This is a genomic window from Rhodococcus sp. HM1 (assembly GCF_023218075.1).
In the GTDB taxonomy this organism is placed as follows: domain Bacteria; phylum Actinomycetota; class Actinomycetes; order Mycobacteriales; family Mycobacteriaceae; genus Rhodococcus.
Window position 1 is genome coordinate 1 of sequence record NZ_JALPTB010000042.1, and the last position, 15498, is coordinate 15498.

A 15498-nucleotide genomic window follows, 5' to 3' on the forward strand; every position below is an offset into this window, starting at 1 on the left:
CACCACCCCTGCCCGCGACCGCGGAGGAACTCGCCGCCCGGATCGCGCCCGCCGTCGTCACGATCACCGCCACCGACGGGTGGACGGGGATGGCGGGAACCGGGATCGTCCTGACCTCCGACGGCCTCGTGCTCACCAACCATCACGTCGTCAGCGGCGCCGACGAGATCACCGCCTTCAGCGCCGCGACCGGCCTGTCCTACGACGTCGCCGTCAACGGCTACGACCGCGTCCACGACGTCGCGGTCGTGCAGCTCGGCAGCGCCCGGGATCTGCCGGTCGCGACGCTCGCCGACGCCGAGGCGCCCCGGGTGGGTTCCGCCGTCACCGCGTTCGGCAACGCCGACGGCGGTGGGGTCGTCGTCGCTACTCCCGGCACGATCGTCGCAACCGGGCGCAATGTGCTCGTGCGAGACTCGGCCGACGGGTCGCGGCACCGGCTGACCGGGATGCTGCAGTCGGACGTGGCGATCCGGCCCGGCGATTCCGGCGGTCCGCTCGTCGACGCGTTCGGCGCCGTCGTGGGAGTGAACACTGCGGGCGCGATCGCGGAGGATCCCGCCGAGACCCCCGTCGCCCCGGAGGCCTACGCGGTGCCGATCTCCGCTGCGATGCGGATCGTCGAGCAGATCCGCGCGGGCACCGGCGGCGGCACCGTGCACGTGGGCCCGACTCCTCTGCTCGGAGTCAGGGTCACCACCGTCCGCGAAGACGGCGAGAACCGCGGCGCGGAGGTGCTGTGGGTGTCGTTCGACTCACCGGCCGAGGTCGCCGGGCTCGACATCGGCGACATCATCACCTCGTTCGACGGCAAGCCCGTCGCCTCCAACGGCGACCTCGAAACCCTCCTGATGGCGCGACGCCCGGGCGACACCGTCGAGATCGGCTGGCGCGACAAGACCGGTGCCGCGCAGACCGCGACGCTGACCGTCGAATCCGGTCCCCCGCGCTGACGCCCCGGCCGAGTGCGCAGATCTTGTTGTGTCCCACCGAAAATCGCGACAGGTTCTGCACGCTCGGCGGCCGCGGCGCTCAGCGCAGCCGGTGCGTCGTCTGCCCGTGCGGGTGTTTCGCGAACACGAGGACCTTGCGCGGGTCGACCCGGAACACCTCCGCGCCGAATCCCTCGCCGCCGAATCCTCCGTCGACGACCTCGAAGCGCCACTGCTCTCCGTACTTGGCGAGGTAGGCGTCCGCCAGCGTCTGCAATTGCGCGGGATCGGTGATCCGGTGGGCGTCGCCTTCGACCACCACGTCGGCGCCGTCGGCCCACGTGTTCGTGCCCGTCGTCACCGCGACCTGCGTCTCGTGCTGCAGGTTGCGGGCCTTCTGCTCGCCCGGACCCGTGCAGAACCAGAACGCGCCGTCGCGCCAGAGCCCGATCAGCGGGGTGACGTGCGGTCCCCCTCCGCGCCCGGTGGTGCTCAGCCAGTACAGTTCCGCGTCCGTGAGCAGGCGCTCGGTGTCGCTCCACGCCATCGGCTGCGCGTCCGGATCACCGAACCGTGTGTCGATCGTCGTCACCGGTGTGCCCATGCCGGCCTCCCTCGTTTCGCCGATTGTCCACCGATACCGACCTCGCCGACCGCCGAAACTCAGCATCCCCGGGTGACGGACCCGTACACCCGGGGCGGGATAATCGCCCGGTGAGCGCAACACTACGAATCGACGGGCTGTCCGCGTCCCGCGGCGAACGGACCCTGTTCAGCGGACTGGACCTGACGGTCGCTCCCGGCGACGTGATCGGCCTGGTCGGCGCGAACGGCGCCGGTAAGTCGACACTGCTCACGACGCTCGCCGGCGTCGGTACCGCCGACGTGAGCGGCACGATCACCCTCAGCCCGCCCGACGCGACCGTCGGCTATCTCGCCCAGGAACCCGAGCGCATCGCCGGGGAGACGATCCTCGGGTTCCTCGAACGACGGACCGGTGTCGCCGAGGCCGAACGCGTGATGAACGCCGCGGCGGAGGCGCTCGGCGAATCCGACGTCGACGACTACACCCCGGCGCTCGAACGGTGGCTCGCGCTCGGTGGCGCCGACCTGGCCGAACGCGCCGAGAAGACCGTCGCCGACCTGGGCCTCGACGTCGGGCTCGACGCCCCGATGACCGGTCTGTCCGGCGGGCAGGCGGCCCGGGCCGGGCTCGCGGCGCTGCTGCTGTCACGCTACGACGTGCTGCTGCTCGACGAACCGACCAACGACCTCGATCTGGCCGGGCTCGAACAACTGGAGCGGTTCGTCGCCGAGACCCGCACCGCGCTCGTGGTGGTCAGCCACGACCGCGAGTTCCTGGCGCGGACCGTCACCGGCATCGTCGAGCTGGACCTGGCGCAGCAGCAGATCGCCGTGTACGACGGCGGATACGAGGCGTACCTCGTCGAGCGGGAGGTCGCGCGACGGCACGCGCGCGAGGCCTACGAGGAGTTCGCCGACACCAAGCAGCAGCTCGAGGATCGCGCTCGGATGCAACGCAATTGGCTCGAGCACGGGGTCCGCAACGCGCGCCGCAAGTCGAAGGACAACGACAAGATCGGCAGGAAGTTCCGCGCCGAGGCCACCGAGAAGCAGGCGGCGAAGGCTCGCCAGACGCAGCGCCGCATCGAACGGCTCGACGTCGTCGAGGAGCCCCGCAAGGAATGGGAACTGCGGATGTCGATCGCGGCCGCACCCCGCAGCGGCGCGGTCGTGGCGACCCTGAACGGCGCCGAGATTCGCCGTGGCGCTTTCCGTTTCGGCCCCGTGACCACCCAGGTCGACTGGGGTGACCGCATCCTGGTGACCGGACCCAACGGCGCCGGGAAGACGACGCTGCTCGGCCTGCTCCTCGGCACGTTGACTCCCGATGCCGGCAGCGTGTCGCTCGGCTCCGGCGTCGAGATCGGTGAGATCGACCAGGCGCGCGGGCTGTTCGAGGGTGACGAGCCGCTCGTCGAGGCGTTCGGTGCGCAGATACCCGACTGGCCCGACGCGGATGTGCGGACCCTGCTCGCGAAGTTCGGGTTGAAGGGCCACCACGTGCTGCGGCCGGCGTCGTCGCTGTCCCCCGGCGAACGCACCCGCGCCGGACTCGCGCTGCTGCAGGCGCGCGGGGTGAACCTGCTGGTGCTCGACGAACCGACGAACCACCTGGACCTTCCGGCGATCGAGCAGCTCGAACAGGCCATCGACAGTTTCGAGGGCACGCTGCTGCTCGTCACACACGACCGCCGGATGCTCGACACCACCCGCAGCACCCGACGGTGGCGCCTCGACGACGGGAAGCTGACCGAGGAGAACGCATGAGTGGCAGTGTCCGGGTCGACAGCTGGACGTGGTCGGTGCGACTGTTCAAGACCCGCTCGGCTGCCGCGGCGGCGTGCCGGGCCGGGCACGTGCGCGTCGACGGGATGACCGCGAAGCCGTCGACACCGGTGACGATCGGCGCGGAGGTCCGGGTCCGCGCCCACGGGCTCGAAAAGATCGTCGAGGTCACCCAATTGGTGAACAAGCGGGTCGGCGCCCCCATCGCGGCGACCGCCTATCTCGACCACAGTCCTCCGCCGCCGCCGAAGGAGATCCTCGCGTCGCTCCCCCGCCGCGACCGCGGTGCCGGCCGGCCGACGAAGAAGGAACGTCGAGAGCTGGACCGGATCCGCGGGTTCAACGAGGACTGATCCGCCCGGCGGTCACCTCTGGGCGACGGCCGCGAGTGCGTGTTCCACGAAGGTGCGGAAGGCCCAGGCCAGGTCGTCCCGGGATCGGTGGGTTCCGCTCTCGTACCCGACGAGCATGTACATCGCGACGGTCGCCTGCCGTTCGGCCAGCGCACGGTCGCCGGTCGCGTCGAAGAAGGCCTCGGCGATGAACTGCCGACGTTCCTCGTCGGCCTCGATCTGGATCGCCCGGACGTCGGGGTCGTGGGCCGCCCACACGCGGATGGCCGCCTCGGTGTCGTGAGGCAGGTTGAGGGCGACGTCGATGAGGAATTGGAGCCGTTCGACCGGGTCGGCGACCTCTCGTGCATCGCCGATCAGGCGGTCGCTCTTGGTTTCGCGCCAGTAGTGGATGAGCGCGGACGTGTACTCACCCCAGTTGGGGAACGCGTGGTAGAACGAGCCGCTGGTGGCGCCGACCTCCTCGCACACCGTCGCGAGTTTCAGTCCGGCGTGACCCTGCCTGCCGAGCACGTCGAGTCCGGCCTCGAGATAGCGCAACTGAGCGCCGCGCGTGGGTACCTTCCTCTTTCCCCCGTCCGAAGCCATGTCTCCTCCGATCCGGCCACGTCCCTCGATTGTGACCTCTTGCACAAAAATATAACCCTACTTACACTCCGACCGGGACGCGAAGGAGAAGCCGTGAGCAAACCCAACCGCAACGCCGGTCTCGACCCGGAGAGCCGATTCCACGAGATCTACCGCAACCTGACCACCTACGAATTCCCGTGGGATTTCAACCAGGCCCTGAGCTTCGCGCTGTTCCGCACGTATGCGGTGCCGAGCATCGGGTCGCTGCTCGACGCGACCGGCGCGTTCACCGAGACCACCCAGAAGCGCTACGACGACACCTCGATCCTGCTCGAAGTCCCGCTCCTCCAGGGATTCGACAGCGCCGAGGGCAAGGCCGCGATCCGTCGCATCAACCAGATGCACCGCATGTACGACATTTCCAACGACGACTTCCGCTACGTGCTCTCCACGTTCGTGGTCGTCCCGCAGCGCTGGATCCAGGCCTACGGCTGGCGGCAGCTGACCGACGACGAACTGCTCGCGTCGGTCCGCTACTACCAGGCCCTCGGGCGTCACATGGGCATCAAGGACATTCCGGCCACCTACGGTGAGTTCGAGACCCTCATGGACAGCTACGAGGCCGAGCACTTCGCGTTCGACGCCGGCGGTCGACGCGTCGCCGACGCCACGATGGACTTGCTCGCGTCGTTCTACCCGAGCTTCGCCAAACCGGCCGTCGAACTGTTCAGCCGCTGCCTCATGGACGAGCCGTTGCTCGCCGCGTTCCGCTACCCCGAGCCCGGAAGCCTGGCCCGGAAGCTCTCGGTCGGGGCGCTGCGTGGCCGTGCCCGGCTGCTCGCCGTCCTCCCGCCGCGACGCAAGCCGCAGTTCGTCCACGACATGCCCCGAATCCGCAGCTACCCCAACGGCTTCGACATCAACAGCATGGGCACCTTCACCCCCGGCTGCCCGGTTCCGCACACGGCGCCGGAGAAGTCCGCACCCCAGCAGTAGACGTCTCGGGATCCGGCCCGCCGACCGTACGCGTCGGCGGGCCTCCCCTTTTTCCGAGCGAATGTATCGCTCGACTCCTCAGATCGACTGAGCGTGCCACTCGCTCTGATGGCACGGTTGACAGATCGTTGGGTTTTCACAACACTTTGTTGTATGAGCCCGGTACGCCGTGGGGAAACCCTCCCCATCTACAACCGGATCCGCGTACTCCGCGCGGACCGCGGATTGAGCCGCAGCCAGCTCGCCGCATTGGTCGAGGTCAATCCCCAGACCATCGGCGCTCTCGAGCGCGGCGACCACTACCCCAGCCTCGACCTCGCGTTCCGCATCTGCGACGTGTTCGGCCTGCCCGTCGAGGCCGTGTTCTCGCGCACGGAGTTCGCGCCGCTGTCCGCCGGGCTGCACCGTCCCGCACCGAAGGAGGCTTGAGATGCCCGCGCAGAACCTGCTCGAGCGGTACGAGGCGCGTCGCACGCGCAGATTCCTCGACAACCAGGAACGGATGTCCGGGTGGCTCCCGACCTGGCGCACCCGAGCGCGTCGCCGGCTGCTCACCGTGATTCTCGCCGTCGTGCTGGCCTGCATGTTCGTCGCCACGACCGCGACCTATTTCGTTCCGCTCGCCGCACTCGCCTGGCTACCGCTGACACTCGTGTTCCTCGTGACCTGGACGTCCCTGCAGATCGTGTCGAGCCGGCTGTCCGACGCACCCCGGCACGCGCTCGACGAACGGGAGATCTCCGAACGCAACAGCGCCCGGTCGATCGGGCTCGGTGTCGCTCAGGTGCTCGTGATGATTCCCATCCTGGCACTACTGCTCGGATCGACCACGGACAGCGTCGACCACCAGGATCTGGCCTACGCCGCAGGAGGTTTCACTCTGGCCTCGATCCTGTTCGCCGGCTGCCTGCCCGCGATGATCCTGGCCTGGATCCGCCCCGACGACGACCCGGAGGACCATCTGTGACCTTGACGCTGAGCCACCTGACCAAACGCTACGGCGACATCGTCGCCCTCGACGACCTGAGCTTCGAGGTCCGGCCCGGCGAACTGTTCGGGTTCGTCGGCAGCAACGGCGCCGGCAAGACCACCACCATGCGCATCACGCTGGGCGTGCTCGCCGCGGACTCGGGTGAGGTGCTGCTCGACGGCAGGCCGGTCGATCTCGACGTGCGCCGCACCATCGGCTACATGCCGGAGGAACGCGGACTGTATCCCAAGATGAAAGTGGGACAACAGCTGTCGTATCTCGCTCAGCTGCACGGCCTGTCCCGTTCCGACGCGGACGGCGCGGTGCGCCGGTGGACGGAACGCCTGGGCATCGCCGAACGTCTCGGCGACACCGTCGATTCGCTCTCCCTCGGCAATCAGCAGCGCGTCCAGCTGGCCGCCGCGCTCGTGCACGACCCGACGGTTCTCGTGCTCGACGAACCCTTCTCGGGCCTCGACCCCGTCGCCGTGGACGTCATGAGCGAGGTGCTCATGGAGAAGGCGAACAGCGGTGTTCCCGTGGTTTTTTCGAGTCACCAGCTCGATCTCGTCCAGCGCCTGTGCCACCGCGTCGGCATCATCGCGAAGGGCCGGATGCGTGCCGTCGGCACCGTCGACGAACTGCGCTCCGGCGGCGACGCCCGCCTCGTCGTGCACGCACCGCAGGCACCGCCCGGCTGGGCGGACGGACTGCCCGGCGTCGGCACCGTCGAGCACACGGACGGCCGGACCGTGCTGTCCGTCGCACCCGGGGTCGACGACCAGCAGATCCTGAAGACCGCACTCGAAACCGGGCCCGTGCACGAATTCTCGCTGCACCGACCGTCGTTGGCCGATCTGTTCCGGGAGGTGGTGTCCGCATGAGCGCCCCGTTGACCACGACACGTGCGATCGGGCTCGTCGCGCGACGCGAGTTCGTCACTCAGGTTCGGAAGAAGAGCTTCGTCGTCAGCAACGCGATCGTGCTCGTCGCGATCGTGGTGGGCATCGTCGCGATGTCGATCTTCGGCGGATCCGACGACGACCGGCCCACCGTCGGTGTCGTCGCCGCGCCGCAGCTGAGCGCAGCACTCGGCGCGATCGGCGACGCCACCGGCATGCCGCTGGAGATCTCCGAAGTACCGGACGGCGATACGGGTCGCGCACAGGTCTCCGCGGGCGAACTCGACGTCGTGCTGATCCCCCGCGAGCCCGCGGGCGTCACCGCCGTCACCGAATCGAATATCGACGCCGGGCTGAAGACCGTTCTCGATGCCGCGGTCGCGCAGGACGCGCAGTCGGCGGCACTGACCGAACGCGGAGTCGATCCCGCCGAGATCGCCGACGCCACCGCGCGATCGACCGTCGTCGTCGAAGCGATCGACCCGCCCGATCCGGAGCAGGGTCAGCGAGTCGTCCTGTCGATCGTCGCCGTGGTGTTGCTGTACATGCAGATCCTGATGTTCGGCATGTACGTCGCCATGGGGGTCGTCGAGGAGAAGTCCTCGCGCGTCGTCGAACTGCTCCTGTCGACGCTGCGCCCGCTGCAGTTGTTGTGGGGCAAGATCATCGGCATCGGTGCCGTCGGCCTGCTGCAGCTCGCCGCGTACGGCCTCGTGGGTGTCGGAGCCGCCCTGGCCACCGACACCCTCACCATCACCGGCACCGCACTCGGGGTGTTCGCGAGCACACTCGGCTGGTTCGTCCTCGGATTCGCGTTCTTCGCGGTGCTCTACGCCGCCGCCGGGTCGATGGTGTCGCGGCAGGAGGATGTCAACTCCACCTCCGGTCCGTTGATGATGATCATCCTCGCGATGTTCTTCGCCGCGTTCTCGTCCGTCGACGATCCCGACGCCACGTGGAGCACGGTACTGAGCTGGATTCCGCCGTTCTCGGCGATCCTCATGCCGCTGCGGATCGCGGCCGGCGTCGCATCACCGTTCCAGATCGTCGGCACGATCGTGCTCATGATCGTGGTCACCGCGCTCCTCGCTGTCGTGGCGGCGAAGATCTACCAGCGTTCGATCCTGCGGATCGGCCGCACGGTCACGTGGAAGGAAGCTCTCGGGCGGTGACACCGGTCCCGAAGCAGCCCGACGTTCCATCTCCTCCACGAGGATGGGCACACCGATGTTGCAGGAGTGGATCCCGACCGTGGTCGCGAACTTCAGGACGTCGAGGATCGCCTCGGGTTCCACGCCGAGTTCGAGTGCGGCACGGATGTGGCGCCGCACGCCGGGCGCATACATGTGCAGGCAACTGGCGTCCACCGCGATGCACAGGAGCTGGATCTCCCGGGGCGTGAGCGAGCCGGACTCCAGCGGCTGCATGGCCGCGGCCATGTACTGCTCGGTCCACGCCGGGTCCATCCGGTCCAGGTCGTCCCACAGCGGATTCCAGAAACCCTCGTCCCGCATGCGTTCCACGGTCGGGCGGGTTCCCGGGCCGGTCACGACACACCCGCCTGCGTCGACGAGGCGGACTCGACCAGCGCCCGCTTGAGGATCTTCCCGGTGGCGGTCATGGGCAGGACGGCCGTGAACTCGATCCGGCGCGGATACTTGTACGCCGCCATCTGCTCCTTGCACCAGTCGATCAGCTCGGCCTCGCCGAGTCGTTCTCCCGCCTCGGGGATGACGAATGCCTTGACCTCCTCACCGTGCCGCTCGTCGGGGACTCCGACGACCGCGGCCAGCGAGACCGACGGGTGGTTCATCAGCACCTCCTCGATCTCTCGCGGGTAGACGTTGAACCCACCCCGGACGATGAGGTCCTTGGCCCGGTCGACGATGTAGTAGAAGCCGTCGTCGTCCCTGCGGGCGAGGTCGCCGGTGCGGAACCAGCCGTCGCGCATCACCTCTGCCGTCGCTTCGGGCCGGTCCAGATAGCCCTTCATGACGTTGTGCCCGCGCAGCACGAGTTCACCGACCGTGTCGGGCCCGGTCACGGGATTCCCGTCCTCGTCGACGAGCATCGCCTCGATCCCCCACACCGGAACCCCGATCGAACCGGGCCGCGGCTCCCGCTCGGGGTCGCTGAACATCGCCAAGGGCGACGTCTCCGACAGGCCGTAGCCCTCGAGGATTCCGATGCCGAAGCGCTCGGCGAACCGGGTCAGGATCTCCACGGGCAGCGCCGCCCCACCGGAGATCGCCCGGCGGAGTGTGCGGGCGATCCGCTCCACGTCGACGGACTCGTCCACCGCGCCGAGCAGCGCCCAATACATCGTCGGGACACCCGCGAACACGGTGACCGACTCCGCGAGCATGAGATCCAGGGCGGCCTTCGCCTCGAACCGGGGCATGAGCACCAGCGTTGCACCGACCGACAACCCGGCGTTCATCGTCACCGTCTGCCCGAACGAGTGGAACAGCGGCAGCGTGAGCAGGTAGGTGTCGTGGCGAACCGGATTGCTGTCGAACAGGCGGTTCGCGGTCAGTGCGTTGAGGACCATGTTCGCGTGCGTGAGTTCCGCGCCCTTCGGCCGGCCGGTGGTTCCGCTCGTGTAGAGCACGACCGCGGTGTCGGTCGGGCAGCGCACCACGGCACCGGTCCCGACCACCCAGTCCGGGTCGACGACGGGTCGCGCATCGCTTCCGTCGGCCGTCGTCACCACATCCGAATCCGCGGAGAGAAAGAGGATTTCGCGACAGCCGTCCGCTTCCGCGAAGGCGGACCGACCGTACTCGCCCGTCGGCAGCTCGTCCGTGCCCTCGAAGCAGAAGTAGAGGGCTGCGCCGGAATCGTTCAGGTGGTAGGCGATCTCGCGGGGCTTGAGCAGGGTGTTCAGCGGCACCACCACGCCGCCGGCCTTGAGGATGCCGTAGTACACGGCGGGAAACGCAGGAATGTTCGGGCACGTCAGCGCAATTCGTTCGCCGGGCCGGATACCGCGGTCGATCAGCAGAGCCGCGATTCGGTCGGCGCGGACATCGAGTTCGGCGTAGGTCAGCCGCTCGGTGCCGTGGACCAGCGCGACCCTGTCCGGGTAGCGGCGAGCGGAATCCTCGAGAAGCACGGAAAGATTGAACATGGGATGGGTAGATCCTGTCGTTGCGGTGTGTGATGCCCCGGAAGCACTCACTTGGCCTGTGAGAGCACCGGACTCGTGTCGTCGATCAGCTCCTGCAGCAGCGTCTCGGCGGCGGACCAGAAGCCGTATCCGGCTGCGGGATTCAGATGCCCGACGTCACCGAGATCGACCAGGCGGCTCCCCCACGCCTCGGCCATTCCGGCGACCCGGCGGAAGCCGGCGAGCGGGTCGTTGCGGCTGGCCGCGACGATGCTCGGGAACGGCAGGGTACGGCGGGGAATCGGGGTCCATCCCCCGTGTTCGAGTTCGTCCGTCGTCGGATATCCGGCCGGCAGTGGCAGTTCGACGTCCGCGGGGGTCGCGAGCAGTGCCCCTTGGATCGGGCGGGTCGAATTCTGTGCCCAGTGGACGGTGGTGACGACGCCGGCGCTGTGCGCGACGAGCACCACCGGCCCGGCGGTGTCGGCGAGAACGGCGTCGAGGGCAGCGACGCGGGCGGCGCGATCGAGTTTGTGGTGTTCGAGCGGCGGCACGATGCGGGCGTCGTCGAGTCGTTCGGCGAGGAGGGTCTGCCAGTGGTCGGCGACATGGTCGCGCAGGCCGGGCACGATGACCACGGTCGGGGACGAAGAAGTGTTCACAGGGAGCTCCGGGGGTCGTCGACGTACGGTTCGGGGTCAGCTGACCTGGACGGCGCGGTCACGCAGCTCGGCGAAGCGGCGCAGACCCGCCGGATACAGCCGCTTGCCTGCGATCAGCGCGACGATGGCGACGACGTAGATCAGCGGCGCCAGCTGCAGGGCGCCGACGAGGCCGAGGCGGTCGGCGAGGATGCCGATGACGAACGGCCCCAGCGCGAGGCCGAGCAGGTTGTTCGCGACGGTGAGGGTGCCCATGGCCGAGGCACGGACCGAGGAATGGGTGAGGTTGGCGACCATCGCGGCCGTCGGGCCGGACGATCCTGCCGAGAAGAATGCGCCGATGCCGAGGAGCACCAATTGTGCGGTGCCTGCTTCGAGACGGAACGCCGCGACCAAGGTCACCAGCGAGATCGCGCAGTAGACGATGGCGGTGGTCCACTTCCGGGCGATGTCCAGGCGCCCGACGCGGTCGGTGATCACGCCGCAGACGACCATGCCGCTGCCGATGAGGAGCACGACGATCGCTGCTGCGGCGGCGGCCTTGTCGGGAGCGAGGCCGTAGTACCGGTTGAAGAAGCTGGGTGTCCACGAGAGCAGGACCGCCGCGGTGAACATCTGCAGGCCGCCACCGGCGTAGGCGCACAGCACCGCGGGGTTGGTGAACAGGCTCGACACGGGAGCCCGGAAGCCGTCCGGCGGTGAGGCGACCTTCGTGTCGGGAGCGTCGTCGACCGAGTACCGCGCCAGTTTCCGTTCGCTGACGAGTGCGCGGAAGAGCGCCACGAGGAGAAGCCCGAACACTGCCATCGCGGCGAACGACCACCGCCAGCTCAGATGCACGGCGATCAGACCGCCGAGCGCGACACCGACGACCGAGCCGAACGAACCGCCTGCCATGAATGCGCCGCTGAGGGTCGCGTGGATCCGCGGGGCGAACACGCTCAGGACCAATGCGATTCCGACGCTGCCGTAGGCCGCTTCACCGACACCGACGAGGAACCGGGCGCCGAGCATCTGCTCGTAGTTGCTCGCGACCGCGCACAGCAATGTGGCGGCGGACCACAACGTGGCCATGAGCACCAGGCTCTTGACGCGACCCCACCGGTCGGCGAGCAGCGACAACGGGAGGGTGAGCAACCCGACCATGAGCGCGACGACGCTCGTCAGCGAGGCAAGTTCCGAATCGGCCAGCGCCCATTCGGATTTGAGGAAGGGGAAGACGGCGCTGAGGACCTGACGCGACATGTAGTCGGAGAGCAGGAGGCCGAAGGTGAGCGCGAAGACGATCCACGGGTAGGCCCGTGAGCGGGTGCGCGGTCCGGCGACGGTGGCGTCCGGATCGGCGACAGTGGTGGTGGTGTGCAGTCCCATGGGTGCTCCTGGGGAGACGGTTCGGTGAGTGGGGACTCGGCGGGCGGTGCGGTCCCGGGGCACGATGCGAGTGCGTGCCCCGGAACCGCTGGGTGTAGCGAGGTCGATCAGGCGTGCTGTGTGAAGCCGACCTGCCCGGGGCGACGGTTGGGCGCGTAGCCGAGCTTGGCGAGGGTTTCGTCGGCGTCGCGGTAGGTTTCGCCGATCTTGTAGATGTCGCGGGCCTCCTTGCCGGTGGCGACCTCACGGCCGAGTTCGCCGGCGATCCGGACGAGCTGCTGGATCTGCTGGACCGAGGTCATCTTCTGGCCCTTGCGACCCCAGAGGGTGTCCTCGTTGCCGCACCGGGTGTGCAGACCCATCGCGATCGCCATCGCGTTGACGGGAAGCACCGAGCGCATGAGGGTTTCGAGGGTCAGGCACGCACCGTCGGGGACGCGCTGGATGAAGTTCATGATGTTGTACGGGTTGGGGCCGTCGAAGCCGCCGCCGATGCCCACCCACGTGAGGTTGAGGGGTCCGGTGTAGACGCCACGGCGGATGAGCCGTTCGACGGTCTCGAGCTGCGGGATGCTCGACAGCTGGAAGTGCGGCTGGATACCCGCCGCCTGCAGGCGGCGCAGGTGCTCCTCGACCCACTCGGGTCCGGCGGGCACCGTCATCTCGCGGTAGGTCGTGGCCAGCTCCGGGCGTTCCATCGAGGTACCCGCGATGTCGTCGGCGGTCATCAGTTCCATGATGTTCATCTGCGAGGTGTTGATCGCGATGGTCACCTGATCCGGCTTCGGGTCGAGCTCGGCGAGCATGTGCCGCACGTCGTCGTCCAGCCACTTCGCTTCGGCGCCTTCACCTTCCGGAGCGAAGGAGATCGAGCCACCGACCTGCAGGATCATGTCCGGCACGGCCTCGCGCAGGCCGGCGAGAAGCTCGTTGAACTTCGACAGTCGCTTCGAGCCCTTGCCGTCGAGTTCGCGAACGTGGATGTGCAGCACCGTCGCGCCGGCCTCGTAGCAGTCCACGGCCTGCTGGATATGCTGCTCCATGGTCAGCGGCAGGTCTTCGGGAAAGTCGGAGGGTTCCCACTCCGGGCCGTAGGGGGCCGCGGTGATGACCAGCTTCTCCTGGCACTCGGGGAACAGGGCGTCGTCATGGAAATGCATGGGAGGTCTCCGTATCGGTATCGGTGGGATCGGGGGAAGGTCAGAAGGGGCGGTCGCCGACGATTCCGGCGCGTTCCATCCTGCGGACGGCCGGCCAGTAGTCCTGGACCGCGTAGTGCTGGGTGGATCGGTTGTCCCAGATGGCGATGCTGTTCCGGGTCCACCGCCAGCGCACCTGGTACTCGGGGATCGCCGCCTGGGATGTCAGGTAGCGCAACAGTTCTCCGGCGCCGGGCGCGTAGTCGCAACCGAATCGCACGTTCTCGGGGGTGTGGTAGTTGACCAGGTGCGTCGTGAAGGAATTGACGAACAGGATCTTCTCGCCGGTTTCCGGGTGGGTGCGAACCACCGGGTGCTCGGCGTCGGGGAACTGCGCGTGCAGCGCATGCCGCTTCTCCGTCGACAGTGCCGCACCGAAACTCGACTCGATGCTGTGCCGCGCGCGCAGGCCGGCGATCTTGTCCTTCACCGCATCCGGCAGACGACGGTAGGCCTCGACCATGTTCACCCAGATGGTGTCGCCACCGACGGGAGGTGTCTCCACGCACCGGAGCACGCAACCCATCGGCGGGTTCTCCCGCCACGTGGCGTCGCAGTGATAGGCGTTCTCGTAGTGCTCGGGCGCGCTGTCGAGATCCTTGTAGATCCGAACCAGGCCGGGATGCTCGGGGTGGCTTCCGAGGACGGGGTGGTCCTCGAGTGCACCGAATCGTTCTGCGAGAGCGACGTGTTCGGCGCAGGTGATGTCCTGGTCCCGGAAGAAAAGCACCTTGTGCTCGAGGAGCAGCGCGCGGAGCTGGGCGAACAGCGTCTCGTCGCGGGCGACGTCACCGAGGTACACGCCGGACAGTTCGGCGCCGATCGTCGCGGTGAGCCGCTCGACCCGGAATGCGGTGCGGGTGTCGCCGGCCGGAGGGAGCGTTGTGGTCATGGGAGTGTCCTTCGAGGTGGTGCAGATCAGAGGGTGAAGACCGAAGAGCCGATGCTGCGGCCGGATTCGATGTCGCGGTGCGCGCGGACGGCGTCGTCGAGCCCGTACCGCTGGTTGATCTCGATGATGATGTCGCCCGCCGCGACGTGCGAGAAGAGCTCGCCGGCGAGTTCGGCTCGCTCGGCCGGGTCTGCGATGTAGTCCGCCAGCGCGGGGCGGGTCACGTACAGCGAGCCCTTGATCGCGAGCTGCATGGCGTCGATCGGGGGGATCGGCCCCGAGGCGGTACCGAAGCAGACCAGCAGACCCCGGCGGGCGAGCGAGTTCAGCGACGTCTCGTAGGTGGTGGCGCCGATGCTGTCGAACACCACCGGGACACCCTTGCCGTCGGTGAGTTCGTGGACGCGGGTGGCGACGTCCTCACGGGTGTAGAGGATCACCTCGTCGCATCCGTGCGCCCGGGCGATCTCGGCCTTCTCCTCCGTGGACACGGTCCCGATGACCTTGATTCCCAACAGCTTCGCCCACTGGGTGAAGATCAGGCCGACACCGCCGGCGGCGGCGTGGAGCAGAACCGTGTCGCCCGCCGAGAGCGGCCGGATCCGGCGCAGCAGGTAGGAGGTGGTCAGTCCGCGCATCGTCATCGCCGCGGCGGTCTCGAACGGGATCGCGTCGGGCAGATGGATGAGATGCTCGGCGGGCATCACGCGCTCGGTGCTGTAGGCGCCGAGAGGGCTGCCGGTGTAGGTGACGCGGTCGCCGGGTGCGAAGTCCTCGACGCCGGCGCCGACCGCCTCGACCACTCCGGCGGCCTCGACGCCCATGCCTGCCGGCAGCGGCGCGGGGTACAGGCCGGTGCGGAAGTAGGTGTCGGCGAAGTTCATGCCGACGGCCTCGTGACGGATGCGGACCTCGCCCGGTCCTGGGTCTCCGACCTCGACGGCCTCCCAGGTGAGGACCTCGGGGCCACCGGTTTCGTAGAAGCGAACGGCTTTCGCCACGGTATCTCCTTCACGGCCGCACCGGGTCGCAGACGGGCTGCGACAGGTGGGACCCGGTTTCGGGGTGCGTTCGATCCCGTTGCGGGATCGCGGAATTCACCGACGCTGTGCGTGTCCGGCTCCGGTGTTCGTGGAGCCGATCTCTGTGATGTGACTAACACTAGTGGGCTC

Annotated in this window: 16 protein-coding genes and 1 pseudogene; 8 read left to right on the forward strand and 9 right to left on the reverse strand. The window is 68.4% G+C overall.

Annotation, left to right across the window (positions count from 1 at the left end; genetic code table 11):
* Positions 1–953: S1C family serine protease (locus tag M1M07_RS20475; RefSeq protein ID WP_248675369.1), on the forward strand; the 953-nt coding region annotated here is incomplete at its 5' end.
* A 79-nt stretch (positions 954–1032) separates the two neighbouring features.
* Here the strand turns inward: M1M07_RS20475 and M1M07_RS20480 are convergent.
* Positions 1033–1536 (reverse strand): pyridoxamine 5'-phosphate oxidase family protein, encoded by a 504-nt coding sequence (locus M1M07_RS20480; RefSeq protein WP_197250814.1) that lies wholly within the window; start codon positions 1534–1536, stop codon positions 1033–1035.
* A gap of 110 nt (positions 1537–1646) precedes the next feature.
* Here M1M07_RS20480 and M1M07_RS20485 point away from each other — a divergent pair, with 110 nt between their 5' ends.
* Complete coding sequence (locus tag M1M07_RS20485; RefSeq protein ID WP_248675370.1) at positions 1647–3284, forward strand: ABC-F family ATP-binding cassette domain-containing protein; 1638 nt, start codon at positions 1647–1649, stop codon at positions 3282–3284.
* Positions 3281–3655, forward strand: a complete 375-nt coding sequence (locus tag M1M07_RS20490) for an RNA-binding S4 domain-containing protein (RefSeq protein WP_197250816.1) — start codon at positions 3281–3283, stop codon at positions 3653–3655. Before M1M07_RS20485 ends, M1M07_RS20490 begins: the two co-directional genes overlap by 4 nt.
* 12 nt (positions 3656–3667) lie before the next feature.
* On the opposite strand, the gene M1M07_RS20495 is transcribed toward M1M07_RS20490, so the two are convergent.
* Positions 3668–4243, reverse strand: coding sequence for a TetR/AcrR family transcriptional regulator (locus M1M07_RS20495; protein WP_197250818.1), 576 nt, complete (start codon positions 4241–4243; stop codon positions 3668–3670).
* A 93-nt stretch (positions 4244–4336) separates the two neighbouring features.
* On the opposite strand from M1M07_RS20495, the gene M1M07_RS20500 reads away from it, so the two are divergent.
* The 5 genes from M1M07_RS20500 (at position 4337) to M1M07_RS20520 (ending at position 8265) form a co-directional block, all read left to right on the forward strand.
* Positions 4337–5221 carry an oxygenase MpaB family protein gene (locus M1M07_RS20500; RefSeq protein ID WP_248675371.1) on the forward strand — a complete coding sequence of 295 codons (885 nt, stop codon included), beginning with the start codon at positions 4337–4339 and terminating at the stop codon, positions 5219–5221.
* A 153-nt stretch (positions 5222–5374) separates the two neighbouring features.
* Complete coding sequence (locus M1M07_RS20505; protein WP_197250821.1) at positions 5375–5650, forward strand: helix-turn-helix transcriptional regulator; 276 nt, start codon at positions 5375–5377, stop codon at positions 5648–5650.
* 1 nt (position 5651) lies between these two features.
* Positions 5652–6188 (forward strand): hypothetical protein, encoded by a 537-nt coding sequence (locus tag M1M07_RS20510; RefSeq protein ID WP_197250822.1) that lies wholly within the window; start codon positions 5652–5654, stop codon positions 6186–6188.
* Positions 6185–7075, forward strand: coding sequence for an ATP-binding cassette domain-containing protein (locus M1M07_RS20515; protein ID WP_248675373.1), 891 nt, complete (start codon positions 6185–6187; stop codon positions 7073–7075). The genes M1M07_RS20510 and M1M07_RS20515 overlap by 4 nt, the downstream gene beginning before the upstream one ends.
* On the forward strand, positions 7072–8265 hold the full coding sequence (locus M1M07_RS20520) for an ABC transporter permease (protein WP_248675374.1): 1194 nt from the start codon (positions 7072–7074) through the stop codon (positions 8263–8265). Before M1M07_RS20515 ends, M1M07_RS20520 begins: the two co-directional genes overlap by 4 nt.
* Before the next feature lie 18 nt (positions 8266–8283).
* On the opposite strand, the pseudogene M1M07_RS20525 reads toward M1M07_RS20520, so the two are convergent.
* The 7 genes and pseudogenes from M1M07_RS20525 to M1M07_RS20555 all read right to left on the reverse strand — a co-directional run.
* Positions 8284–8607: pseudogene (locus M1M07_RS20525) on the reverse strand (carboxymuconolactone decarboxylase family protein); the annotation flags it as partial.
* Positions 8608–8639: 32 nt separating this feature from the next.
* Positions 8640–10223, reverse strand: coding sequence for a long-chain fatty acid--CoA ligase (locus tag M1M07_RS20530; RefSeq protein ID WP_248675375.1), 1584 nt, complete (start codon positions 10221–10223; stop codon positions 8640–8642).
* A 47-nt stretch (positions 10224–10270) separates the two neighbouring features.
* A complete protein-coding gene (locus M1M07_RS20535) occupies positions 10271–10864 on the reverse strand; it encodes an alpha/beta hydrolase (protein WP_248675376.1) in 594 nt (197 codons plus the stop codon).
* Positions 10865–10900: 36 nt separating this feature from the next.
* Entirely contained in the window at positions 10901–12235 is a 1335-nt protein-coding gene (locus M1M07_RS20540; protein ID WP_248675377.1) for an MFS transporter, read from the reverse strand.
* A gap of 107 nt (positions 12236–12342) precedes the next feature.
* The gene (locus M1M07_RS20545) at positions 12343–13395 is read right to left on the reverse strand and encodes a 3-keto-5-aminohexanoate cleavage protein (RefSeq protein ID WP_248675378.1); all 1053 of its coding nucleotides are present in this window, start codon (positions 13393–13395) and stop codon (positions 12343–12345) included.
* Positions 13396–13435: 40 nt separating this feature from the next.
* Positions 13436–14326 (reverse strand): TauD/TfdA family dioxygenase, encoded by an 891-nt coding sequence (locus M1M07_RS20550; protein ID WP_248675379.1) that lies wholly within the window; start codon positions 14324–14326, stop codon positions 13436–13438.
* A gap of 26 nt (positions 14327–14352) precedes the next feature.
* Complete coding sequence (locus M1M07_RS20555; RefSeq protein ID WP_248675381.1) at positions 14353–15327, reverse strand: quinone oxidoreductase; 975 nt, start codon at positions 15325–15327, stop codon at positions 14353–14355.
* Positions 15328–15498: the final 171 nt, after the last annotated feature.

What these genes read in the sequence shown, in the direction of transcription:
- M1M07_RS20480 (WP_197250814.1), bottom strand. Translation starts at nt 1,536, where the DNA reads ATGGGCACACCGGTGACGACGATCGACACACGGTTCGGTGATCCGGAC.
- M1M07_RS20490 (WP_197250816.1), top strand. Translation starts at nt 3,281, where the DNA reads ATGAGTGGCAGTGTCCGGGTCGACAGCTGGACGTGGTCGGTGCGACTG.
- M1M07_RS20495 (WP_197250818.1), bottom strand. Translation starts at nt 4,243, where the DNA reads ATGGCTTCGGACGGGGGAAAGAGGAAGGTACCCACGCGCGGCGCTCAG.
- M1M07_RS20505 (WP_197250821.1), top strand. Translation starts at nt 5,375, where the DNA reads ATGAGCCCGGTACGCCGTGGGGAAACCCTCCCCATCTACAACCGGATC.
- M1M07_RS20510 (WP_197250822.1), top strand. Translation starts at nt 5,652, where the DNA reads ATGCCCGCGCAGAACCTGCTCGAGCGGTACGAGGCGCGTCGCACGCGC.
- M1M07_RS20520 (WP_248675374.1), top strand. Translation starts at nt 7,072, where the DNA reads ATGAGCGCCCCGTTGACCACGACACGTGCGATCGGGCTCGTCGCGCGA.
- M1M07_RS20530 (WP_248675375.1), bottom strand. Translation starts at nt 10,223, where the DNA reads ATGTTCAATCTTTCCGTGCTTCTCGAGGATTCCGCTCGCCGCTACCCG.
- M1M07_RS20540 (WP_248675377.1), bottom strand. Translation starts at nt 12,235, where the DNA reads ATGGGACTGCACACCACCACCACTGTCGCCGATCCGGACGCCACCGTC.
- M1M07_RS20545 (WP_248675378.1), bottom strand. Translation starts at nt 13,395, where the DNA reads ATGCATTTCCATGACGACGCCCTGTTCCCCGAGTGCCAGGAGAAGCTG.
- M1M07_RS20550 (WP_248675379.1), bottom strand. Translation starts at nt 14,326, where the DNA reads ATGACCACAACGCTCCCTCCGGCCGGCGACACCCGCACCGCATTCCGG.